This window comes from Nitrobacter hamburgensis X14 (assembly GCF_000013885.1).
GTDB lineage: Bacteria > Pseudomonadota > Alphaproteobacteria > Rhizobiales > Xanthobacteraceae > Nitrobacter > Nitrobacter hamburgensis.
The window spans coordinates 3,445,057-3,468,330 of sequence record NC_007964.1; the positions used below are offsets into that span (position 1 = coordinate 3,445,057).

The 23,274-nt window shown below is 63.0% G+C and carries 23 protein-coding genes; 10 read left to right on the forward strand and 13 right to left on the reverse strand.

Annotation, left to right across the window (positions count from 1 at the left end):
* The first annotated feature begins 55 nt into the window (after positions 1–55).
* Genes NHAM_RS16025 through NHAM_RS28925 form a run of 6 tightly spaced genes read left to right on the forward strand, consistent with a single transcriptional unit; the run spans position 56 to position 5,906 of the window.
* A complete protein-coding gene (locus tag NHAM_RS16025; RefSeq protein ID WP_011511518.1) occupies positions 56–838 on the forward strand; it encodes a Cro/CI family transcriptional regulator in 783 nt (260 codons plus the stop codon).
* A 34-nt stretch (positions 839–872) separates the two neighbouring features.
* A complete protein-coding gene (locus NHAM_RS16030; RefSeq protein ID WP_011511519.1) occupies positions 873–1,091 on the forward strand; it encodes a twin-arginine translocation signal domain-containing protein in 219 nt (72 codons plus the stop codon).
* Between the two features lie 11 nt (positions 1,092–1,102).
* The gene (locus tag NHAM_RS16035; RefSeq protein WP_011511520.1) at positions 1,103–4,054 is read left to right on the forward strand and encodes a formate dehydrogenase subunit alpha; all 2,952 of its coding nucleotides are present in this window, start codon (positions 1,103–1,105) and stop codon (positions 4,052–4,054) included.
* Between the two features lie 12 nt (positions 4,055–4,066).
* Positions 4,067–4,663 (forward strand): formate dehydrogenase FDH3 subunit beta, encoded by a 597-nt coding sequence (fdh3B, locus tag NHAM_RS16040; protein ID WP_011511521.1) that lies wholly within the window; start codon positions 4,067–4,069, stop codon positions 4,661–4,663.
* Positions 4,664–4,720: 57 nt separating this feature from the next.
* On the forward strand, positions 4,721–5,731 hold the full coding sequence (locus NHAM_RS16045) for a formate dehydrogenase subunit gamma (RefSeq protein ID WP_011511522.1): 1,011 nt from the start codon (positions 4,721–4,723) through the stop codon (positions 5,729–5,731).
* Positions 5,732–5,783: 52 nt separating this feature from the next.
* Positions 5,784–5,906, forward strand: coding sequence for a hypothetical protein (locus NHAM_RS28925; protein ID WP_283805352.1), 123 nt, complete (start codon positions 5,784–5,786; stop codon positions 5,904–5,906).
* 24 nt (positions 5,907–5,930) lie between these two features.
* On the opposite strand, the gene NHAM_RS16050 is transcribed toward NHAM_RS28925, so the two are convergent.
* The 3 genes from NHAM_RS16050 to mobB are packed head-to-tail and all read right to left on the reverse strand — an operon-like array spanning position 5,931 to position 8,009.
* Positions 5,931–6,173 carry a sulfurtransferase TusA family protein gene (locus NHAM_RS16050; RefSeq protein ID WP_011511523.1) on the reverse strand — a complete coding sequence of 81 codons (243 nt, stop codon included), beginning with the start codon at positions 6,171–6,173 and terminating at the stop codon, positions 5,931–5,933.
* 42 nt (positions 6,174–6,215) lie between these two features.
* The gene (locus NHAM_RS16055; RefSeq protein WP_011511524.1) at positions 6,216–7,472 is read right to left on the reverse strand and encodes a molybdopterin molybdotransferase MoeA; all 1,257 of its coding nucleotides are present in this window, start codon (positions 7,470–7,472) and stop codon (positions 6,216–6,218) included.
* A 9-nt stretch (positions 7,473–7,481) separates the two neighbouring features.
* Complete coding sequence (gene mobB, locus NHAM_RS16060; protein ID WP_041359159.1) at positions 7,482–8,009, reverse strand: molybdopterin-guanine dinucleotide biosynthesis protein B; 528 nt, start codon at positions 8,007–8,009, stop codon at positions 7,482–7,484.
* Between the two features lie 178 nt (positions 8,010–8,187).
* Between mobB and fdhD the strand changes: the two genes are divergently transcribed.
* Positions 8,188–9,078, forward strand: coding sequence for a formate dehydrogenase accessory sulfurtransferase FdhD (gene fdhD, locus NHAM_RS16065; protein WP_011511526.1), 891 nt, complete (start codon positions 8,188–8,190; stop codon positions 9,076–9,078).
* Complete coding sequence (mobA, locus tag NHAM_RS16070; RefSeq protein ID WP_049769434.1) at positions 9,023–9,697, forward strand: molybdenum cofactor guanylyltransferase MobA; 675 nt, start codon at positions 9,023–9,025, stop codon at positions 9,695–9,697. Before fdhD ends, mobA begins: the two co-directional genes overlap by 56 nt.
* Before the next feature lie 194 nt (positions 9,698–9,891).
* Here mobA and NHAM_RS16075 read toward each other — a convergent pair whose 3' ends face one another.
* The 5 genes from NHAM_RS16075 to NHAM_RS16095 all read right to left on the reverse strand — a co-directional run bounded on the left by NHAM_RS16075 (position 9,892) and on the right by NHAM_RS16095 (position 15,970).
* On the reverse strand, positions 9,892–11,853 hold the full coding sequence (locus NHAM_RS16075; protein WP_011511528.1) for a molybdopterin biosynthesis protein: 1,962 nt from the start codon (positions 11,851–11,853) through the stop codon (positions 9,892–9,894).
* A 1-nt stretch (position 11,854) separates the two neighbouring features.
* A complete protein-coding gene (locus tag NHAM_RS16080) occupies positions 11,855–12,961 on the reverse strand; it encodes a molybdopterin-binding protein (protein WP_041359161.1) in 1,107 nt (368 codons plus the stop codon).
* 338 nt (positions 12,962–13,299) lie between these two features.
* The gene (locus NHAM_RS16085; RefSeq protein WP_011511530.1) at positions 13,300–14,733 is read right to left on the reverse strand and encodes an ATP-binding protein; all 1,434 of its coding nucleotides are present in this window, start codon (positions 14,731–14,733) and stop codon (positions 13,300–13,302) included.
* Positions 14,733–15,461 carry a response regulator gene (locus NHAM_RS16090; protein ID WP_011511531.1) on the reverse strand — a complete coding sequence of 243 codons (729 nt, stop codon included), beginning with the start codon at positions 15,459–15,461 and terminating at the stop codon, positions 14,733–14,735. The genes NHAM_RS16085 and NHAM_RS16090 overlap by 1 nt, the downstream gene beginning before the upstream one ends.
* Positions 15,458–15,970 (reverse strand): MarR family winged helix-turn-helix transcriptional regulator, encoded by a 513-nt coding sequence (locus NHAM_RS16095; RefSeq protein ID WP_041358252.1) that lies wholly within the window; start codon positions 15,968–15,970, stop codon positions 15,458–15,460. The genes NHAM_RS16090 and NHAM_RS16095 overlap by 4 nt, the downstream gene beginning before the upstream one ends.
* A gap of 583 nt (positions 15,971–16,553) precedes the next feature.
* On the opposite strand from NHAM_RS16095, the gene NHAM_RS16100 reads away from it, so the two are divergent.
* Positions 16,554–17,666, forward strand: a complete 1,113-nt coding sequence (locus NHAM_RS16100) for a branched-chain amino acid aminotransferase (protein WP_011511533.1) — start codon at positions 16,554–16,556, stop codon at positions 17,664–17,666.
* A 355-nt stretch (positions 17,667–18,021) separates the two neighbouring features.
* Positions 18,022–19,131 (forward strand): IS5-like element ISNha7 family transposase, encoded by a 1,110-nt coding sequence (locus tag NHAM_RS16105; protein ID WP_011509106.1) that lies wholly within the window; start codon positions 18,022–18,024, stop codon positions 19,129–19,131.
* Positions 19,132–19,247: 116 nt separating this feature from the next.
* Here NHAM_RS16105 and NHAM_RS16110 read toward each other — a convergent pair whose 3' ends face one another.
* The 5 genes from NHAM_RS16110 to pgsA all read right to left on the reverse strand — a co-directional run bounded on the left by NHAM_RS16110 (position 19,248) and on the right by pgsA (position 23,179).
* Positions 19,248–20,666 (reverse strand): MATE family efflux transporter, encoded by a 1,419-nt coding sequence (locus NHAM_RS16110; protein WP_011511534.1) that lies wholly within the window; start codon positions 20,664–20,666, stop codon positions 19,248–19,250.
* A 111-nt stretch (positions 20,667–20,777) separates the two neighbouring features.
* A complete protein-coding gene (gene prmB, locus NHAM_RS16115; RefSeq protein WP_049769359.1) occupies positions 20,778–21,824 on the reverse strand; it encodes a 50S ribosomal protein L3 N(5)-glutamine methyltransferase in 1,047 nt (348 codons plus the stop codon).
* Positions 21,824–22,291, reverse strand: coding sequence for a molybdenum cofactor biosynthesis protein MoaE (locus NHAM_RS16120; protein ID WP_011511536.1), 468 nt, complete (start codon positions 22,289–22,291; stop codon positions 21,824–21,826). The genes prmB and NHAM_RS16120 overlap by 1 nt, the downstream gene beginning before the upstream one ends.
* Before the next feature lie 22 nt (positions 22,292–22,313).
* Complete coding sequence (moaD, locus tag NHAM_RS16125; protein WP_011511537.1) at positions 22,314–22,565, reverse strand: molybdopterin converting factor subunit 1; 252 nt, start codon at positions 22,563–22,565, stop codon at positions 22,314–22,316.
* Complete coding sequence (gene pgsA, locus NHAM_RS16130) at positions 22,562–23,179, reverse strand: CDP-diacylglycerol--glycerol-3-phosphate 3-phosphatidyltransferase (RefSeq protein WP_011511538.1); 618 nt, start codon at positions 23,177–23,179, stop codon at positions 22,562–22,564. Before pgsA ends, moaD begins: the two co-directional genes overlap by 4 nt.
* Between the last annotated feature and the right edge of the window lie 95 nt (positions 23,180–23,274).

Below are 23,274 nucleotides of genomic sequence, written 5' to 3' on the forward strand. Positions count from 1 at the left end.
CTTTTAATCGTTCCAAAGAGAAAGACGCATCGGGGCGCTCACTCGGGAAACGAATATGCGCGATTCAGGATTAGATCGGGCAATTCAGGTGGCTGGTGGGCAGGCTGAGCTTGCCCGTCGAATAGGCATCTCGCAGCCATCGGTGTCGAACTGGAACAGGGTACCCGCCGAGCGGGTGATCGCTGTAGAAGCCGTAACCGGCATATCGCGCCTGGAACTTCGTCCTGACCTTTATAGTGAGTTAGCCGTGGCTGATGACGTTGACGTTGACGATGTTGATGTCGGCCGTGCCCAGGAATATGCGCTGCTCGCCACGCTGCTCTCGCGCGCGCCACCGGATACGTTGCTCGCACAGCTCGCCCGACTGCGCGGCGATGCGACTCCGCTGGAGTTGGCGCACACCCGGCTGGCACAAGCGGCGTCGACGATCACTCCCGTTGTCGTCGAGCGCGAATACTTCGACCTGTTCCTCGGCCTGGGGCGAGGCGAATTATTGCCGTACGCATCGTTCTATCTGACCGGCTTCCTCAACGAGCGGCCGCTGTCGCGCCTGCGGCAGGATCTCGCCGCGCTCGGCATTGAACGTGCCGAGAACAATTTCGAGCCGGAGGATCATGCGGCGACGCTGTGCGAGATCATGGCCGGTCTGGCAGGCGGCTGCATCCCGGCTTCCAGAGATGCACAGCGCTTGATGTTTGAGAAACATATCGCGCCCTGGATGGGGCGTTTGTTCGCCGATATGGAGAACGCTGCCGGCGCGAATTTCTACCGTCCGGTCGGAGCGCTCGGCCGTCTGTTTCTGGAGATCGAAGCGGAGGCCTTTACGCTCACCAATTGAGCGGTCATCGAACGCTCACCAAGGAGGACTCGCGATGAAAAACGACAACGATGAGGGTGAAGCAGCCGTCGGCCGTCGTAGTTTTTTGCGCGGGGTCGGCGTCGGTGCGCTGGGTGTCGGCGCGCTGGCTATATCGCCGCTTGCGTCGCCCGCCGAGGCCGATAGCGAGACCTACGATGAGAAGCGCAAATCCCGCTACCGGGTAACCGACGACGTCAAGGCATATTACCGCGTCAACCGTTATCCGAGCTGAAGGAGGCTGCCGTGCTGATCAAGAGATCACAGCGACAGAATGCGCAAATCGCGCGCGGCGGTTCGGCTCTCGGAACGCTGACCGAGCCGGGAAAAGGCTTCGACCGCCGCACGTTCCTGCGCCGTTCCGGTCTGGCCGCCGGCGGTCTTGCCGCGTTGAGCACGCTGCCGCTCGGCACCGTCCGCAAGGCCGAAGCGGCGGCTGCGGGGCCGCTGACGTCGGGCGCGACGGTTCGTAAAAGCGTGTGCACGCATTGCGCCGTCGGCTGCACCGTCACCGCCGAGGTGCTGAACGGTGTCTGGATCGGCCAGGAGCCGAGCTGGGATTCGCCGATCAATCGCGGCTCGCACTGCGCCAAGGGCGCATCGGTGCGCGAACTCGTCCATAACGAGCGCCGCCTCCGCTACCCGATGAAACTTGTCAACGGACAATGGACGCGCGTTTCGTGGGATACGGCCATCGACGAGATCGGCGACAAGTTAGTGCAGGTCCGCCAGAAGTCGGGCGGCGACTCGGTCTATTGGCTCGGTTCGGCGAAGATGACGAACGAAGGGTCGTATCTGTTCCGCAAGCTCGGTGCGTTCTGGGGCACCAACAACACCGATCACCAGGCGCGCATCTGCCATTCGACAACTGTGACCGGCGTGGCCAACACCTGGGGCTACGGCGCGATGACCAACAGCTTCAACGATATTCGTAACTCCAAAACGCAGATCATCATGGGCGGCAATCCCGCCGAAGCGCATCCGGTTTCGCTACAACATCTTCTTGAAGGCGCCGAATTGAACAAGGCGAATGTCGTCGTGATCGATCCGCGCATGACGCGGACCGCCGCACATGCGACCGAGTACGTGCGGCTGCGGCCGGGAACAGACATTCCGGTTCTGTACGGAATGATGTGGCACATCCTCAAGAATGGCTGGGAAGACAAGGAATTCATCCGGCAACGCGTTTACGGTTTCGACGATCTTCGCAAGGAAGCGGAGAAGTGGAATCCGGAGGAAGTCGAACGCGTCAGTGGCGTTCCGGGCGCGCAGCTTGAGCGCGTCGCCAAGATGTTCGCGACGGAAAAGCCGGCGACGTTGATTTGGTGCATGGGGCAGACCCAGCATACGGTCGGCACCGCGAATGTGCGCGCGAGTTGCATCGCCTTGCTGCTGACCGGCAATGTCGGCAAACCCGGCACCGGCGCTAACATCTTCCGCGGCCATGACAACGTGCAGGGCGCGACCGACGTCGGGCTCGATATCGTGACGCTGCCTTTCTACTACGGCCTGGCCGAAGGCGCCTGGAAGCACTGGTCGCGTGTCTGGGAGGTCGAATACGACTATCTGGTGTCACGTTTCGACGACAAGAAATCGATGGAAACGCCCGGCATTCCGCTGACGCGGTGGTTCGACGCCGTTATCCTTCCAAAAGCCGACGTGGCCCAGAAAGACAATGTGAAGGCGGTGTTCGTGCAGGGACACGCCAGCAACAGCATTACGCGAATCCCCGAATCGATGAAGGGACTAAAGGCGCTGGAATTGCTCGTCATCGCCGACCCGCATCCGACCACATGGGCTTCGCTCGCGGTACAAGCCGGCCGCAAGGACGGTGTTTATCTTCTGCCTGTCGCCACGCAGTTCGAATGCAAGGGCTCGCGCGTCGCCTCGAATCGCTCGCTGCAATGGGGTGAGCAGATCGTGAAGCCGGTCTTCGAGTCGAAGGACGACCTCGAGGTCATGTATCTTGTCGCCAAAAAGCTCGGCTTTGCAGACAAGCTGTTCAAGAACATCAAGGTCGAGGACAACCTGCCGGTGGCGGAGGATATCCTTCGCGAGATGAATCGCGGGAGCTGGTCGACCGGCTATTGCGGCCAATCGCCGGAACGCCTCAAGGCGCACATGAAAAACCAGAACAAGTTCGATCTGGTCACCATGCGCGCGCCAAAGGACGATCCGGAAGTCGGTGGGGACTATTACGGCTTGCCGTGGCCGTGCTGGGGTTCGCCGGAGGTGCGGCATCCGGGCACGCCCCTGCTCTACAACACCAATCTTGCGGTCATGGACGGCGGCGGTTGCTTCCGCCCGCGTTTCGGACTCGAGCGCGAGGAGAAGCTGCCCGATGGCAGCACCCGCAAGGTCAGCCTGCTCGCGGACGGTTCCTATTCGAAGGATTCGGAAATCAAGGACGGCTATCCCGAATTCACGCTGGCGAGCTTGAAGAAGCTTGGCTGGGACAAGGATCTGACCGAGAGCGAGATGGCCACGATCAACAAGGTCAATCCCGACAAACCGGATACGGTGTCCTGGGCGCTCGATCTCTCGGGCGGTATTCAGCGCGTCGCGCTGATGCACGGCTGCGTTCCCTACGGCAACGGCAAGGCGCGCATGAACGCCTTCGGTCTGCCGGATCCGATCCCGGTGCATCGCGAACCCATTTACTCTCCGCGTGTCGATCTGGTGTCGAAATATCCGACGTTGCCGGACGCCAAGCAGTTCCGCTTACCCAACATCGGCTTCTCCGTGCAGAAGGCCGCGGTCGAGAAAGGAATCGCCAAGCAGTTTCCGCTCGTCCTCTCCTCAGGCCGCCTGGTCGAATATGAGGGCGGCGGCGAGGAGTCGCGGAGCAATCCGTGGCTCGCCGAATTGCAGCAGGACATGTTCATCGAGATCAGCGTCGCGGACGCCGCCGAACGCGGCATCAAGGACGGCGGCTGGGTCTGGGTGACGGGCGCCGAGAACAGCTCGAAAGCGAGGATGAAGGCGCTGGTGACCGAGCGGGTCGGCAAGGGCGTGGCGTGGATGCCGTTCCACTTCGGCGGATGGTTCGGAGGCGTCGATTTGCGCAACAACTACCCGAAGGGGACCGATCCGATCGTGCTGGGCGAGAGTGCCAATACGATCACGACCTACGGCTACGATCCTGCAACGGGCATGCAGGAACCGAAGGTCACGCTCTGTCAGATCGTCGCGGCATAAGGAGCAACAGCCATGGCCCGGATGAAATTTCTCTGCGACGCTGATCGTTGCATCGAATGCAACGCATGCGTTACGGCCTGCAAGAATGAGCATGAGGTGCCATGGGGGATCAATCGGCGTCGGGTCGTGACCATCAACGACGGCAAGCCGGGCGAACGCTCGGTCTCGATGGCGTGCATGCACTGCACCGACGCGCCATGTGCCGCGGTGTGCCCCGTAAACTGCTTCTACACCACGGAAGACGGCGTGGTGTTGCACTCCAAGGATCTTTGCATCGGCTGCGGCTATTGTTTCTATGCATGTCCGTTCGGCGCGCCGCAGTATCCGAAGGTCAGCAACTTCGGCTCGCGCGGCAAGATGGACAAGTGCACGTTCTGCGCTGGCGGTCCGGAAGCCGACGGCTCCAAGGAAGAATACGAGAAATATGGAGCCAATCGTCTTGCCGAAGGTAAACTACCTCTGTGCGCGGAGATGTGCTCGACCAAATCGCTGCTCGCGGGCGATGGCGAGATCATCGCGGAAATCTACAAGGAAAGGGTGACCAAGCGGGGGTACGGTTCCGGCGCATGGGGTTGGCAGACAGCCTACCGGGAAACCATCACGTCGTAATTCGCGGGTGGGAGCGGCTGCGCGACGGGCGCAGCTGAAAATCGAGGGAGAGTCCTCATGGCGTCTTTCGCAAGATATGTTCGCTTCGCCGCCTGTGTCTGGACCTTATTCTTCATCGTTTTGGTCGTTCCGGCATCCGCCCAGCAGCCGTCCCGGGTCGACCCCAACGCGAGCGCGGTGACGGAGCAGAAGCTTTTTCAGGAACAGGACCGCATCCATGGACGCGTCAGCATTCCGGATCAGCGCTCAGGCGTGCTGGAACAACCGGCCGGCCGGGACTGGCGGCATTTCCGCGATGTCACGCTGCGCTGGATCGGTGGCATCGCGATACTCGGGATGCTTGCCATCCTCAGCATTTTCTATCTGGCGCGGGGCATGGTTCGCATCCAAAGCGGTCGCTCAGGCCGCACCATCGTTCGCTTCTCCGCCTTCGAGCGCTTCGTGCACTGGATGACCGCAACCTGTTTCATCATTCTCGCAATTTCAGGCCTGAACATTACCTTCGGTCGTCCTCTTTTGCTGCCCTTGATCGGCTTTGCGGCATTCTCGGAATGGTCGCAGTGGGCCAAGTACGCGCACAATTATCTGAGCTTCCCCTTCACCATCGGCGTCATTCTGATTTTCCTGATGTGGATCGCCGGCAACATTCCCAACAAGGTCGATGTCGAGTGGCTCAAGCGCGGCGGCGGCATGGTCGGCCATGACCACCCGCCGGCCTATCGCTTCAATGCCGGTCAGAAGGCTGTCTACTGGATCGTCGTCGTCGGTGGAGGTGCCGTGGCGGCGACCGGCTATCAGTTGATGTTTCCTTTCTATTTGACGGGCATCGAAGGCATGCAACTCGCGCACGTCGTTCACGCCGTGGTCTCGGTGCTGTTCGTCGCCGTCATGCTGGCGCATATCTATATTGGCACGATTGGAATGGAGGGAGCATTTGAGGCGATGGGTGAGGGTACGGTGGACCTGAACTGGGCCAGGGAACATCACAGCCTCTGGCTCGACGAACAAAATGCCCGCACCGGCGTCAACGAAACGCACCGCCGGCCGTCGGCAACGCCCGCGGAGTAGAACCCCTGCCCTGCGTCGTTGCGGATGATGCCTCGCTCTGGAGGACACTCGAATGAAAACCTTTTTGCTGGCGTGCGTCTGCGCCATCGTGCTTGCGCTTGTGGCCGTCGAGGGCCTCAACGTCGTTCAGAAACCGGTCAGTGTTGCCTTCTCCACATCAGGCGTTCGCCTCTAGCGATCACCGTCTGGACCGAAATAATCAGATTTCTATCGCGCCATTCGTTTTCTCTATCAGGAAAACGATGCGCTGCTCGTTGCGCTCGGTAATTTCGACCTTGTCGCCGGTTTCGCGGATCAGGTTTGGAATATCGATGACCGACAATGGGTCGGTGCAGTGCACTTCGAGCAGATCGCCCGCCCGCAATGGCTTCAGCGCCTTCCTTGTCTTCAAGGCGGGCAACGGACATTTCAGTCCGGTGAGATCAAGCTTCGTCCTGTTCATGTGCGCAAGATGACGGTGGGTGCGATCAAGGTCAACGCATCCTCACAGCAGGCTGGCATAAGGAAGAAACCCGACGCCCTGCCCGGGCTCGACCCGACTGATGGTTTCACCGAGCTCGACCAGACCATCGGTTTCGACCAGCGATGACAAAAGCCCGGCGCCCTCGCGCGGAAACTTGATCGCCTCGAGTTTGCCATCGTCGGCCTTGCGCAAGCTGGCGCGGACATATTCGCGTCGGCCGGGCTTTTTCTTGTAGGTAAAAGCCGCGCGCACCGGCATCGGCATAAGCGGTTCGGGCAAGGCGCCCGACAACGCCAGCACCGTCGGCCGCACGACATGGACGAAGGTGACGAAGCTCGCGACCGGATTGCCCGGCAATCCGATCAAGGGCGTGCCGCCGATGATCCCCATCGCGACGGGACGGCCCGGCTTGATCGCCATGCGCCACATCACCAGCGTGCCGATCCTTTCAACCGCCGCCTTGACGTGATCCTCTTCGCCCGTCGAAACGCCGCCGGTGGTCAGGATCAGATCGCATTCGCCTGCGACCTTCTTCAGACCGCCGGCGAGCGATGTGAGGTCGTCACGGACGATGCCAAGGTCGGTAATCTCGCAGCCGAGCCTGCGCAGCATCGCCATCAGCATGAAGCGGTTGGAATCGAAGAGTTGCGCGCCGGCACGCGCTTCGCCCGGCGCGGCCAACTCGTTGCCGGTCGAAAAGACCGCGACACGGATCCGCCTGACGACCTTAAGCCGGGTCAAGCCGAACGCGGCGGCGAGCGCGACGTGCTGCGGGCTCAGGCGCTGGCCGGCACGCAAGCCAATCTCGCCTTGTGGGATGTCCTCGCCCGCAGGACGGACATTGGCTCCCGGCCTCAAGCCAGGCGGCAAAACGACCTTGCCGGATGGATCGATCCGGACGTCTTCCTGCATGAACACCGTATCGGCGCCCGGCGGAATCGGCGCACCGGTAAAGATGCGCGCAGCATGACCGGCCTTCAACGGCTCGTATGCCGCAGCGCCGGCCTGAATGCGGCCGACCACCGGCAGGATATTCTCCGTCGTTTTCGTAATGTCCTCGCTACGCACCGCGTAACCATCGACCGCGGAATTGGTGAAAGGCGGCAACGGCAACGGCGCGGTAACGTTGCGTGCGAGCACGCGTCCATCGCTGTCGAGAAGAAGCACCGTTTCGGTGTCCGTGACCGCGCTGACGGACGTAGCGATCAGGCCGACCGCGTCGTCGACCGACATCATCGGTCCGCCGAAGGCAAAGCAATCGTCGGACAATTGAGCCATGGCGCCTCTTCAGCCTCGTACCGCGCGCAGCGTATCGATCTCCTCCACCGGCATCGCCGCGCGCTGCATGAGCTTGGCGATAGCGGAGATATCATCGAGATGGGCCACCGGCAGCCTGGTTTCAACCGCAATGTCAGCGGCGATGCCGACGATGTTTTTGTCGTCAGGAAACAGGAAGGGCTTGCCGTTACCGGCACGGTGGACCTCGATCTTGGGCAGCGGCTCGCGCTTGAATCCTTCGACGACAACGAGGTCAACGGGGGCCAGCTTTTGCAGCAGTTCAAAAAGATGCAACTCGGGAGCCTCGTGCAGCTCATGCATCAGCGCCCAGCGCCGCTCGGATGACACCAGGACTTCGGTCGCGCCGGCCTCGCGGTGACGCCAGGAGTCCTTGCCGGGCACATCCACATCAAAATTGTGGTGAGCGTGCTTGATTACGGAAATACTCAGGCCCTCTTTCAGCAAATACGGAATGAGGCGCGTCAGCAACGTGGTCTTTCCGGCGCCGCTCCATCCCGCCAGGCCGATGACTTTCATCCTGATCCTCGGAGCCGGCTCGCTTTCCGCGCTATCGCGAGCAGCGAAGCGGCCAATCAATCCAGGCTGCATCCGCACCACCCGCTTTTGGGTTGCGGCGCCCGCAACGACAGGCCAGCGGCATTTATTCCACATGTTTATATCGGTTCGACGCCGATGTCATGCTAACGTCTTTGACATGATGAGGATCGAAAAATCACCGGTCCCCCTGATCGTCCCGAACCCGGACGATTCACGGCTGACCCAGCGCGTCATCGGGATCGACCAGACCGGCGCGAATGTCGAGATCAAGGTGCCGATGGAGCGGCCGCTGACGCTCTACCTGAACGCTCAGGAGATCGTCACCATGATGACGATCGGCGACCATCCGGAATACCTCGCGCTGGGCTACTTGCTCAACCAGAACATGCTGAAATACGACGACGTCGTCACCGAGGTCGACTATGACGACGATCTGCAGGTCGTGGTCGTCAGGACCGAGCACAACACCAATTTCGAGCACAAGCTGAAGAAGCGCACGCAGACCTCCGGTTGCGCGCAGGGTACGTCATTCGGCGATCTGCTCGAAGCAGTCGAAAGCGTCGAGCTTCCCAAGGCGAAACTGCGCACGTCCTGGCTGTATCAGATGACGCACACGATCAACACCACGCCCTCGCTCTACCTTGAGGCCGGTGCTATCCATGGCTGCGTGCTGTGCAGGGAAGGCACGCCGCTCTGCTACACCGAGGATGTAGGCCGTCACAACGCCGTCGACAAGATTGCCGGCTGGATGTACCAACACGGCGTCGATCCCGCCGACAAGATCCTTTACACCACAGGACGGCTGACCTCGGAGATGGTGATCAAGACCGTGCGGATGGGCATTCCGATCCTGGTGTCGCGCTCGGGCTGCACCGCCTGGGGCGTCGATCTGGCGCGGCAGGTGGGATTGACGCTGGTCGGGCGCACACGGGGAAAACGCTTCATCGCATTGTCGGGCGAAGAGCGCATCGTCTACGATCAGAACCTCACTTATGTCGAGGACGAGTCGGCGCGGCACAAGCGTAAGGGGGAGAGCATTGACGATTGAAATCCCGCCGACCCAGGGCGTGCTGCTCGCCGGCGGCCTTGCGCGACGCATGGGCGGCGGCGACAAGCCGATGCGGACGATCGGCGGCAGTACCATTCTGGAGCGCGTCATTGCGCGGCTGAAGCCGCAATGCGACGGGATCATTCTCAACGCCAATGGCGATCCCGGAAGGTTCGCTATGTTCGGGCTCACGGTCGTCGCCGACAACGTGCCCGATTTTCCCGGACCGCTCGCCGGTATTCTTGCTGCGCTCGACTGGACGGCCACGAACCGCCCCGGGGTCGAATGGGTGCTCAGCGCCGCCGCGGATTGCCCGTTCCTGCCGCGCGATCTTGTCATGCGCCTGCATCAGGGCCGCGCGGAGGAGAAGGCCCAACTTGCGGTCGCCGTGTCCGGCGAACAATCGCATCCGGTGATCGGGCTCTGGCATGTCGGCCTGCGCGAGGAGCTGCGCCGCGCGCTGGTCAAAGACGACATCCGCAAGATCGACCGCTGGACCGCGTGCTACCGGCTCGCGGCTGTAAGCTGGCCGACCGAACCGCTCGATCCGTTCTTCAATGCCAATACGGTCGAGGACATCGCAGAGGCGGAACGGCTGGCGGCCCTCGACGGGGGCTAGAGCCGTTTATGGCTTGGTGGAATCGGGGCTCTTTTCTCGTCATTGCGAGGAGCGGAACCACGAAGCAATCCAGATGCTTTCAAAACAAGAACTGGATTGCTTCGCTCAGCGCAAAATTGGCGAGAGTCAATTTGGTCGCCAGCTCGCAATGACGACAAGTCGCGTTTCCATCCAAATATGAACTGTTCTGGCCGTCACGCCCGCCGAAAGCCGGCATGGTCCAGCGCTGTCCGGATTTCGTCCGATACCAGCGCGTCGAGAAAGGCCTGTACCGCAGGACGTTGCTTTCGCGCCGTCACCAGCGCGAAATCGTAATACTCCTCGGCGAGCGGAATGAAGCCGAGATCGGAGGCCCGCGCCACCGGCGCAATGGTCATGCCCCAATCGGCACGACGCTGCGCCACCGCTGCGGCAACCGCATTATGCGAACGCGGCTGGTTCCAGTAACCTTCCGGCCGCGCGCCTCCGAGCAGCCGGTCGATCAGGATGCGCGTGCCAGCGCCCTGGTTGCGGTTCACCATAATGCAGGAAGGATCGGCCAGCGCAGCACGCACGGCTTCCTGCGCACTCACGCCTTCGAATCGTCGGTCTCCCCTGCAAAACACAATGCCCTGCATGCGGCGCCAGCCCGGCAGCAATTCGAGTCCTTCGACCAGGAAAGGCGTGTTGTAGGTCTCGGTCCTGTCGTCGAACAGATGGATGGGCGCGAGATCGCACTCGCCACGCCGCGCCGCTGCCAGTCCGCCGAGGCTGCCGACCGCGATCGAGCGCACGATGAGGCCCGCGCGCGCGAGCGGCGTGGTGACGAGATCAAGTCCGGTGCAATGGCTCCCTATGATCACAAGATCCGGCGCCCGGACATGCCGGGTGAACAGCGTGACCTCCGCCTCGGTATCGGCCGGCATGTGGTCGGCCAATGTCTCGATACGCAGGAAGCCGTCGGCCTGCGCGAACGAGGTGATCGCACCCGAGCCCTTGCCGGTTGGATAGGCGATCAGTCCGTCGCGACCTTCGACCAGTGAAACCATGACGAATTCGGTGCGGCCGAGTTCGGAAGCGATCCGTATCGGCACCTTCGCGCTGACTTTGGCATCGGTGCGGGGCGGCATACCGGCCATTCGTCGAAGCACCGGCACGATCATGTCGTGAAAGGTGAACATCGCCGAGGTCGGAAATCCCGGCAGGATCACGACCGGCTTGCCGTCACAGACAGCAAGGCATAGCGGCTTGCCCGGCTTGAGGGCAACACCATGCGCGGTGATGCCTGGGCTACCTAGCCGGCCGATGATGCGGTGGGACAGATCGCCAGCGCCTTTGGAGGTGCCGCCGGACAGCACCAGCATGTCGCTTTCGAGAAGCGCGCGCCGCATCGCCGCCTCGAGCTGTGCATCATCGTCCGGGACGGCGCCGAGAAAGACCGCATCACCGCCGTTTTCATCTATCGCCGCGGCGACGATCGCGCCGTTGGTATCGTAGATTGCGGCGGGGCGAAGCGGTGAACCGGGCTGCACCAGTTCGTCGCCTGTCGAGATGACAGCAACGCGCGGCCTCCCGGCAACACTGACCTCCGCGATGCCGCATGCCGCCAGCATGCCGACCTCGCGCGAGCCGATCACCGTTCCGGCCCGCAGCAACGTCTCGCCGCGGGCGATGTCAGAACCGGCGTAGGAGACGAACTGTCCGGGCGAAACGGTGCGGCGCACGTCGATGGCGAAGCCATCCGCCGGCTGGGTGTGTTCGACCATAACAATCGCGTCGGCGCCGCGCGGCAGAGGGCCACCGGTCGCAATCGTCGTCGCCGTTCCCGACAGCACCGGCTTGGTGGGCGCGGTGCCGCATGCGATCGCTTCGTCGTTCAACGCTAGCCGAACCGGGGTGCCTTCGGTTGCCGAAGACAGATCGACCGAGCGAACGGCAAAACCGTCTACATTGGAACGATCGAAGGGCGGCACGTCGAGCGGCGCCACCACATCGTCGGCGAGCGCGCTGCCGAGCGCATCGGCAAGCCCGCGCTGCTCCCTTGTGATAGCGCGCGGAAACAGCGCGGCCTCGAACCGTTGGAGAGCTTCTTCGCGCGAGAGAATTGTGAGGAATTGGTCCTGCTCGCCGCTATCGCGATTGTTCGGGGGCGAAATGTTGGTCGTCTTTCGAGCCATATCATTCACGCCATAGATAGGCATCGACCGGCGTGCCTGCCGCGAAACCTTCGCTGGAGCCCGGGATCAACAGCCACGCATCCGCGCGGGCCATGACATGAAGCGGCAGATCGCCAGTCGCGAGCGGAAGCCACGCGCCATCCCGTTCCTCAAGCAGCGCGATCTCGGCGAGGCCAACGCTCGAGGCGATCTTGCGCGCCAGGGGCAGGAGCCGCGATTCCCGCGATCGTCGTCCGGTCAGACGCTCCAGCGCGGGAAGCGCCAAGGCGAACCATGCGGGGAGCGCATGATCGGGAGCGCCAGGCATCATGAGAACGGGGACCGCACCAGCCCGTCCGATGGCCGCGGTGCGCCCAGGCTGCAGCGCGATGCCATGGGCAAGCACCTCGCCGCGGCGGGCGAGCGCGGTGAGCGTTGCATCGTTGCGGCCGACGCCGCTGCCGCCTACGGCGATCAACAGGTCGGAGCCGACCGGGTCGAGCGCGTCCGCGATCGACGACGCATCGCGGGCTGCGGCTTCTATCTCAGTGACGTGGGCGCCGTTGGCGCGAGCATGGTCGGCGATCAGATGGGCTGTCGCCGTGCCGCCGGGAAGATTGACGATGCGGAGCCGCGGACGGCGCACGTTGAGCGTTTCCAGCCCGGCGGCCCGCGCCGTGAGAAGATCGCGCGGGCGGATCAGATGACCTGACGCAATCGCCGGGCGGTCCGCAGCGACGTCGCTGCCGGCGCGCCGGATACCCTGCCCGGGCACACCTTCGACGATGACTTCGGCGACCGGGCCCGACGTATCGACCGCGTCGATATCGAGCACGCAGTCGCAGTGTTGCGGCATCGCATCGCCGGCATCGACCCAGGTCGGAGGCCTCACTACGGCGAGCGGCGAATAGGATGACGCGCCGACCACATCATTGGCGTTCACCGCCCAACCATCGGCGGCGGCAAGATCGCGGGCCGGAACGGATGGGAGAGCCGGAATTTCGGCCACGACGCAGCCGAGCGCCTCGGCAAGGGGAAGCTCCTCCGGCGTCACCGCCTCGATCTCGTACAGCAAGGTTGCAACCGCGGTCTCGAGCGGCGTGAGCGATGCTGGCAGGCACTGCGTGATCATGAGGTGTGACCGCCGTCAGATGATTGACAGACCAATCGGGCATTTCACGACAAAAGCTCTGGCTCATCGTCGGTTAGAGTTTAAGCGGCCTGTATCTGATGCTGCAAGCTCGGTTTGCGATGGCGGCACACTTGATGCGTTCGCTAGAGCCTTTTCGCTTCTGATGGAATCAGAAGCGAGGCTCTATGATTTTGATTTGACGCGTTTTCTTCACGCGAACCGGTATCCATCCTCGGGTCAAGCCCGAGGACATGCTTCGCTCGAAAACGCTCTAAATTCCTGAAATGATCCTCTCCCCTTGTGGAGGAGAGAAACAAGACGGACGCTATCGATCGTTACACCGGCACCCGCACCGTTGCGCGCAGACCACCCATCGGACTGTCGCCGAGCGTGATGTCGCCGCCATGGGAGCGCGCGATGTCGCGCGCAATGGCGAGGCCGAGGCCGGAGCCGCTCTCGTCCTGATTGCGCGCGCTGTCGAGCCGCAGGAACGGCTTGAAAACTTCCTTGCGCATGTCCTGCGGGATGCCCGGACCGTCATCGTCGACCATCACCGTGAGCCAGCGGTGATCGCGATGGCCGTTGATCGCGATGGAGTCGCCATGGCGTGCCGCGTTCGACACCAGATTGCCGAGACAGCGCTTGAACGCCGCCGGCTTGACGGTGACAACGGGCAGTCCGTAAAAAATGCTCGTCGCGGCGTGACCGTTGCGCTCGGCGTCGCCGCGCAACTCCTCCAGCGCGGCCGCCATGTCGGTCGGTTGCGCCGGCTCGCCGCTGTCGCCGCGCGCGAAGGCGAGATAGGCCTCAAGCATCCCATGCATCTCGTCGACATCCTTGCGCATGCCGTCGACTTCCGGACTGTCGCCGCCGATCAGCGCCAGTTCCAGCTTGAAGCGGGTCAGGATGGTGCGCAGGTCATGCGATACGCCGGCCAGCATCGCGGTACGCTGCTCGATGCTGCGCTCGATACGCATCTTCATTTCGATGAAGGCTTGCGCGGCGCGCCGGACCTCGCGCGCCCCGCGCGGACGGAAGTTCGGAGCGTCGCGGCCCTTGCCAAAACTGTCGGCGGCATCCGCCAGCCGCAGGATCGGCTTGATCTGGTTGCGCAGGAACAGCACCGCGACGAACAGCAGGATCGAGGACGTGCCCAGCATCCAGAAAATGAAGATTTCGGAGTTTGACGCATAGGCGGCGCTGCGTTGCGCGAACACCCGCATCACCGCGTCGTCGAGCTGGATCCTGATCTCCACCAGATTGGAGCGGCCGACCGTGTCGATCCAGAACGGCTTGCCGATCTGCCTGCCGATCTGCACCGACAGCGACTGGTCGAGCAGCGAGAAGAACGGCTTCGGCCCGGGCGGCGGCATATCGCCCGGCGGCAGGAAATCGACCACGAGCCCGAGCCGCTGCTGTGCGATGCCGCGGATCGTCGCGCGGTCCTTGTCCTGCGGGTAGTCCTTATAGACATCGATCAGCGCGGCTACATCCTGCACCACCGCCGCCGACAGCCGGCGCGTCACCGTATTCCAGTGCCGCTCCATGAACACGAAGGCCACCACCGATTGCAGCACCACCATCGGCACGATCATGATCAGCAGAGCGCGGGCATAGAGACCCTTGGGCATCCAGTTCTTGAACGCCCGCCCGATCCGGCCATTGGCTACCGAGACACGCCGGGACGCAGTGCGGATCAGCGTCAGGCCGGCGTCGAGCGTGGCCCTGATAAGCGTTAGGCGGCCATCGAGCTTAGTCCTGATCGGCATCAAGGCGCTGCGACCAGGCGATAGCCGACGCCGCGCACGGCCTGGAGGAATAGCGGGTTGGCCGGATCGCGCTCGATCTTCCGCCGCAGCCGGTTGATCTGAACATCGACGGCGCGCTCATTCACGGTGCCGCCGCCGTTCAGCTCACCGCGGCGAACCGTCTCGCCGGGCGTGGCGGCGAGCACGCGCAGCATCTCGCGCTCGCGATCGGTGAGATGAACGACGTCGTCGCCCTGCCGCAGCTCACCGCGCTCCAGATGATAGACGTAAGGCCCGAACGCGATCGATCCGGTTCGTACCGCCGGCAGCGGCATCGTGCGCTTGAGGATGTTCCCGATCCGCAGCACCAGCTCGCGCGGCTCGAACGGCTTGGCGACATAGTCGTCGGCGCCGATCTGCAGGCCCTCGATGCGGCTCTCCGCCTCATGCCGGGCCGTCAGCATGATGATCGGCACCGAGGACGAGGCGCGGATGAAGCGAGCGAGATCGAAGCCGGTTTCGCCGGGCATCATGATGTCGAGGATCAACAGGTCGAAATACAGTCCAAGCAGTTTCGAGCGGGCGGCCTTGGCGCTCATGGCGGTGGTGACGCGGTAGCCCTCCCCCACCAGAAAACGCGACAGCAGATCGCGGATACGCCTGTCGTCGTCGACCAGCAGCAGATGCGGGGCGTCGTCGGCCGGCCTCACCGGCGGTCGCGCGCCCCCTGCCGTTTGCGTGACCGTCATACCTTCACCATCTTGCCGTCGACCCGCAGGATCGCCTCCAGCACCTTGTCGGGATCGTCGTGGTCGATCATCCCGAGCAGAAATTTGCGCACCGCCTCGGCGCCGGATGCATCGAGGCCTCGCAGCGCGCGCGCGATGCGGTCGGTCTGCAGGCCCGCGAGCTGCGCCACTAGCGCCTCGCCTTTCGCGGTGGCGAAAAGAAGGCGCTGACGCCGGTCGGCGTCGCCGGCCTTCTGCACGATATAGCCCTCATCGAGGAGCTGCTTGAGAACCCGCCCCAGCGATTGCTTGGTGATGCGCAGCACCTCGAGCAGATCCGCGACGTTGAGGCCGGGATAACGGTGGACGAAATGCATCACCCGATGATGCGCGCGGCCGAAACCGAATTTTTCCAGCACATGGTCGGGATCGCCGACGAAATCGCGATAGGCGAAGAACAGCAGTTCGATGATGTCCCATCGCGTCTCCGCAGGTCGCCTGCCCGATGCTTCCGGGCCGGCAGCGCCCATGGCGGCGGTGGGGGCCGAGAAATTTAGGACAGCCATGTTGACATATCTTGGTTCCAATGTTACGAGACTGCTATTCGCGGCGAAATATTATAACGCTTCGCCCGGAACCGGTCCGATCTACGGCCTGATTATCGAACGGCGAGGCCGAGCGGCCGAGAGTTTTTTCGGCCGTAACGATCGTCGGGCGGCATTTCGGCCAACATACTGGACTTCGCGCCTTCCGCCAAAGCTGAAACCGGCTTTCGGACCGGCGGGCAAGAACCCAGGGCCCGAACCGATCGGTGGCGTGACCTTGACATTCACGACCCGCCTTGCCGCAAGGTCTGACAGCGAATGTCAAATTCATAACGCCACTGTAAAACTTGCAGTTGCTGGAGGGCCGTGATTCTTGCATTTGCAAAGGTGCCCGCCGCAAAGGGAAACGAATGTTAGAGCGTTTTCGAGCGAAGTGGATACCGGTTCGTGTGAAGAAAACGCGTCAAATCAAAATCATAGAGCCCGCTTCTGATTCCATCAGAAGCGAAAAGGCTCTAGACCTTAAGCCCGCCATCGCGAGGACTGCGGCAAAGCCGGGAGAAGACCCATGGGAGTTTCGCTCGATACGATCGATGGCGCGATGACGTTGAAATTCGACGTCCAGCCGACGGCCAATCCGACGCCCCCGACCGCGCGTACGGAGAAGCTCGCCAACCCGGGTTTCGGCCGGGTGTTTACCGACCACATGGCCGTGGTGCGCTACAATCCGGCGAAGGGCTGGCACGGCGCGCGCGTCGAATCCCGCGCCAGCTTTTCGCTCGATCCCGCGACCGCCGTTCTGCACTACGCGCAGGAGATTTTCGAAGGCCTCAAGGCTTACAAGCGTGACGACGGCGGCGTGAACCTGTTCCGCCCCGACGCCAATGCGCGGCGCTTCCGCAATTCGGCCGAGCGCATGGCGATGGCGCCGCTCCCTGAGCCCGTGTTCATCGAAGCCATTGAGCAACTCGTGCGCATCGACCGGGCCTGGGTTCCGGGCGGTGAAGGCAGCCTGTACCTGCGGCCCTTCATGATCGCGAACGAGGTCTTCCTCGGCGTGAAGCCCTCGGCGGAGTACATCTTCGCCGTCATCGCCTCGCCGGTCGGCTCCTATTTCAAGGGCGGCCCCGCGCCGGTCTCGATCTGGGTCTCGGAAAACTACACGCGTGCGGCGGTCGGCGGCACCGGCACCGTCAAATGCGGCGGAAACTACGCCGCCAGCCTGCGCGCACAAGCCGAAGCCATCGATCGCGGCTGCGATCAGGTCGTTTTCCTGGACGCGGTCGAGCGCCGCTACATCGAGGAACTCGGCGGCATGAACATTTTCTTCGTGTTCGACGACGGTTCACTCTCGACGCCGCCGCTCGGCACCATCCTGCCGGGCATCACCCGCGATTCGATCATTACGCTCGCAAAGGAATCCGGTACGCGCGTGCGCGAGGAGCCCTATACAATCGACCAGTGGCGCTCTGACGCCGCCAGCGGCAGGCTGAAAGAAGCCTTCGCCTGCGGCACGGCGGCGGTCATCTCACCGATCGGCAAGGTGTGCTCGGCGCACGGCGATTTCACCATCAATGGCGGCGCCGCCGGTCCCGTCGCGATGGGCTTTCGCAAGAAGCTGGTCGACATCCAGTACGGCCGCGCGGCCGACGCGCACAACTGGACCCGCAAGGTGCTGTGATCGCCGGCGGCGCATTCGTCGCAATACAAGAACCGTCATACTCCGCGAAAGCGGAGTATCCAGTATTCCGCGGCGACAGAAACACCTTTGGCATCACCACGATTACTGGATCGTCCTCTTGCGCGGACGATGACGGCTTATTTTGCGGTTAGAGCGTTTTCGAGCGAAGCATGTCCTCGGGCTTGACCCGACGATGGATACCGGTTCGCGTGTAGAAAACGCGTCAAATCAAAATCATAGAGCCCGCTTCTGATTCCATCAGAAGCGAAAAGGCTCTAGCAGGCTGTTGAAGAAGTCTCTGGCGCAGCGGTTCTGGGCATGATTCTCTTGATGCGGATGCGTCGAGGGGGGAGCGATGCGGGGAAGCGACGAACGGTCAGGCTCGCTGTTCAGCTATGTGGACTTGGAGGCTCGGATTCGCTCCGACCATCCGCTGCGAACGATCCGACAGATCGCGAACGCGGCGTTGAATGATCTGTCGAGGGACTTTGACAAGCTCTACACGGCGTTCGGCCGTCCCTCGATCGCACCGGAGAAGCTGCTTCGGGCAATGCTGCTGCAGGCATTCTACGGGATCCGCTCGGAACGGCAGTTGATGGAGCGGCTGGAGTTCGACCTGCTGTTGCGCTGGTTCGTGGGCTTGGGCGTGGACGACCCGGTGTGGGACCACTCGACCTTCTCGAAGAACCGCGACCGATTGCTTGAAGGTGAGATCGCCGCGAAGTTCTTGAACGCGCTGATGGGGCAGCACCAGGTCAAGCGGCTGTTATCAAGCGAGCATTTTTCGGTCGACGGCACGCTGATCGAGGCGTGGGCATCGATCAAGAGCTTCCGGCGCAAGGACGGCGGTGACCAGGACAGTGATGGACCGGGACGCAACGCCGAGCGCAGTTTCCACAACGAGAAGCGCTGCAACGAGACGCATCAGAGCACGACCGATCCCGAGGCACGGCTCTATAAGAAGGGCGGCGGCCAGCCGGCGAAGCTTTGCTACATCGGCCATGCCCTGATGGAGAACCGCAACGGACTGGCGGTGCTGGGTGGCGTGAGCCGGGCGACCGGAACGGCGGAGCGGGATCAGGCGTTGGCGCTGATCGACTGCCACCGCGGCCAAAGCGAGCGGCGGATCACGCTGGGCGCCGACAAGGCCTATGACGTCACCGCATTCGTCGAGGACTTAAGACGGCGTTCGGTCACGCCGCACATCGCCATCGACGGGCATTTGAGCAAGACCGGAAAGCCGCGCAAGACCGCGATCGACCAGAGGACTCTCCGTCATGCCGGATATGCCGTCAGCCAACGCTGTCGCAAGCGCATCGAGGAGGTGTTCGGCTGGATCAAGGCCTCCGCCGGACTTGCCAAGATCAAGCTGCGAGGCCGCGACCGCGTCAACGCCACCTTCACCCTGGCGCTGGCGGCCTACAACCTGATCCGCTTGCCCAAACTCCTGGCAGCCGCCGCGTGAAACACAAGTCGTGCACCGTCAAGATGCTCGATCAGGACCCTGATGGTGGCGCCGCCCGCAGATCACGCTGACTCCATTCCATATCCGTCTCCGTGGGAAACTTCTTCAACAGCCTGCTAGGCCTCGCGATACCGCATATCCTTTAGAGGCACCAGACCGAGCCGCTCACGTCTGATCCAGCGCGAGATCATCAGGATGGCCACGGCCGCGAGGCCCGACGCCAGGCCGATCCAGATACCGGTGCCCTGAAATCCGAGCCTGAAGGCAAACAGCAAGCTCAGCGACATGCCGAAGCCCCAATAGCCAAGACCGGCATAGATCATCGGCACGCGGGTATCCTGCAAGCCGCGCAGCATACCGGCGCCGACCACCTGTGCACCGTCGGCAATCTGAAACACCGCCGCGCAGGTCAGAAACGACACGGCCAACCCGATCACCTCGACATTCGCTGCATCGTTGACGTCGACGAATGCGCCGATCAACCATCGCGGCGCAGTAATCATCAACACGCTGGTGCTGGTCATGAAAGCAATCGCCAGCGCCAACGACGCCCACCCGGCGCGGGCGATCCCATCGCGATCTCCGGCCCCGTAAGCGCGACCGACGCGCACCGTTACGGCCTGCGCCAGTCCCATCGGCACCATGAAGGAGACCGACGCGATCTGAATCGCAATGGCGTGAGCCGCGATCGAGGCCGTGCCGAACTGCCCCATCAGGAACACCGCGGCATTGAACACGGTGATCTCGAAGGCAAGCGCAGCGCCGATCGGCAGTCCAACGCGCCACAGCGTGACGAGACATGGCCAATCGGCGCGCCACCAGTTGCCGAACAGATGATAGCGACGAAACCTGCGGCCAAAGCTCACCACCAGCGCCAGCCCGACGAACAGGAAGGTATTCGACAACGTGGTCGCGATGCCGGACCCTCGCAGCCCCAGTGCCGGCAGACCGAGATGACCGAACACCAGCGCCCAGTTCGCCACGATATTGAACAGGATCGCGGCTGCGGTCACCATCATCGCCCATACCGGGCGCTCCAGCGCGGCGAAGAACGAACGCAGCGCAATGAAACCCAGAGTCGGCAGCATGCCCCATTGCAATGCGCGCACGAACACCTGGGCGTCGGCTGCAAGCTGCGGTTCCTGATCGAGCAGAATGAGGATTGCATCTGTATGCCAGAGCAGCAGCCAGCTCGGCACCGCAATCAGCACCGCCGTCCATAGCCCCTGCCGGAACGTCCGCCGCACATCGCGCACCATGTGCAATTTACGACCGAACGCTTCGGCCATCATCGGCGACGCCGCAGTGACGACGCCGATGCCGAAAATCAGGATCGCGAGGTACAGATTGACGCCAAGGGTTCCTGCGGCCAGCGCCGAAGGACCAACGCGGCCCAGTACGATCACATCGGTGGTGGTCAGCGCGATTTGCGCGAGGTTGGTGAGAACGAGCGGCCAACCAAGCGTCAGCGTCGCCCGGAATTCTCCGAGCCAGGCTTCGCGCGACAGCGCGCTCCGGTGGGCGTCAAAAAGCATGGCGGCACGATCATCAACGCGGCAACTGGGGCAGAAGGACAGTATCAGGACGACGAAACCTCCGACGGTATCGCCGGAGGTTTTCGTGCGTCGCCCGGACGTGCGGAGCGGTCATGCCGTGCCGACCGGGTGTCGCGCGGGCGCACAATCCGCAAGCGTCGCGGCATCGATCCAGAACACCTCGCCCTCGGACTCCTCGGTGTCGAGCCAGAGCAAATCCGCGCGCGGATAAGCCTTCTCGATCGCCGGTTTGCAGCGGCCAACCTCACACAACAACCCGCCGCCGGACGCGAGATGAGTTTTGGCGCCGTCGATGATCCGTCGCACCAGGTCGATGCCGTCAGCACCACCGTCGAACGCCATCCGCGGCTCCGCAAGGCACTCGTGCGGCAGGCTCGCCATGCCCTGCGCATCGACATAGGGCGGGTTCGAGATGATGAGATCGTATCGCTTGCCGCTGACTGCCGCGAACAGGTCGCCCTGTGCCAGTTGAATGCGATCTTCAAGGCGGTGCTCTTGCACGTTGCGCTCGGCTACGGTGAGCGCGTCCGCCGACAGGTCGGCCGCATCGACCGTCGCATTCGGAAACGCGCGCGCGGCCAGAATGGCAAGGCATCCCGAGCCGGTGCAGAGATCGAGCACGCGGGTCACCGTCGCGGGATCGCGCAGACGCAGCACATCGTCGCCGCCGAAATGCGAATCCAGAAGCTCTCCGATGAACGAGCGCGGCACGATCACACGTTCGTCGACATAGAACGCCATGCCGCGCATATACATCCTGTTGACGAGATAGGCGGCGGGCTTGCGGGTCGCGATGCGCTGCTCGATCCAGCCGAGGATGCGCCGGCCGGCCGCCTTCGGCACACGCCGCGCGGCCAGCGGCTCGACCTCGTCCGGATGCAGGTGCATGGCCTCGCCGACCAGGAAGGCGGCCTCGGCAACCGGATCAGTGGTGCCGTGCGCAACCGTAACGCGAGCGCGCGTGAGCCTTGCGGCAGCGAAGCGGACGTAGTCGAAAATCGTCACGAGTACGGGAGCCGGGGTTCCGGCGGCGGAGGGGTTTGCAGTTTTGGCTACAGCCCGCGTCGGCCGCCGTTTTTTGGCTGAGCTACGGGTCGCGACTGTCGATCGTCCGCCGCGCACGGCGGTCTTCACCATCAGGATTTGGCCCAGCGCGCCGCGGCGGAGTCATCGCGATCGTGGGCGTCAACCCAACCGGATCCGGAGGTGCCCTCCTCGCGCTTCCAGAACGGTGCCCGCGTTTTGAGGTAGTCCATCAGGAACTCGGCGCCCTGAAATGCCGCCTCGCGGTGCGACGACGCTGTGACCACGAGAACGATATTCTCGCCCGGCACGATTCGGCCGAACCGGTGAATGACGGTGATGCCGGTGAGCGGCCAACGCGCCAGCGCCTCCTCGGCATGACGCGCGATCTCGGCCTCCGCCATACCGGGATAATGTTCCAGCGTCAGCGCGGCGATCGCGTCACCGCCCTCCTCGCCCCGGCAGATGCCGCTGAAACTCACAACCGCGCCGATATCGGTGTTGCCGCGCGACAGCGCCGCGACTTCGCGCGCGACGTCGAAGTCCGCTTCCTGCAGGCGAATGGTGACGGGAACGGTCATGGATGGCGCCGCCGTTGACAGATCAGCCGCCGGTCATCGGCGGAAAGAAAGCAATCTCGTGCGCGCCCGCGATCATCGTATCCTGCTTGACGTGCATCCGGTCGATCGCGGCGCGGATCACCTTCGGTTTCTCGAAGGCATGAGCATATTCATCGCCCCGTTGCGACAACCATGCGATCAGATCGGCAACCGTCGCGACGGCCGCCGGCGGGTCGAGCGCCTCCTCGGCCTTGCCGACCCGTTCGCGCACCCAAGCGAAATACAGCACCTTCATTTTTCATCCTCCTCGATGAGGTGGTGGATGCCGGCCTGGAAATAATCCCACCCGGTATAGATGGTGAAGATCGCCGAGATCCACAACAGCAGAAGCCCGATCTGGGTCACGAACGGGAATATCAGATCGCCGGCTTCGCCCGCCAGCAGGAATCCGATCGCGACCAGTTGCACCGTGGTCTTCCATTTCGCAACCTTGGTCACGGGCACGCTGACGCGCAGCCCCGCCAGATATTCGCGAAGGCCCGATACGAGAATCTCGCGGCACAGGATTACGATCGCCGCCCACAGCGTCCAGCCGTGGATGATGCCGTCCGCCGCCAGCATCAGCAGGCAGGATGCAACCAGGAGCTTGTCGGCGATCGGATCGAGCATCTTGCCGAAGGCCGACTGCTGATCCCAGATTCGCGCGTAGTAGCCGTCGAGAAAGTCTGTGACGCCGGCCGCGATGAACACTCCCAGCGCCACCCAGCGCAGCCGCAACGGCCCGTCCATGATGGACTGCGCATAGACGCAGCCCACCACCACGGGGATCGCGGCGATCCGGGCAAAGGTGAGAATATTCGGAAGCGACAGCATATGCCTCGCGGTCGCCTGACTGGTTGTGGTGGTCATTTCGTCTTACCAATACTGTCGTGGTGCGGACGTCAACCGGCCGCGCGGCGCATTTTACCGACTTCGCGGCTGCGGCAACCTTATCCGTTGATCTT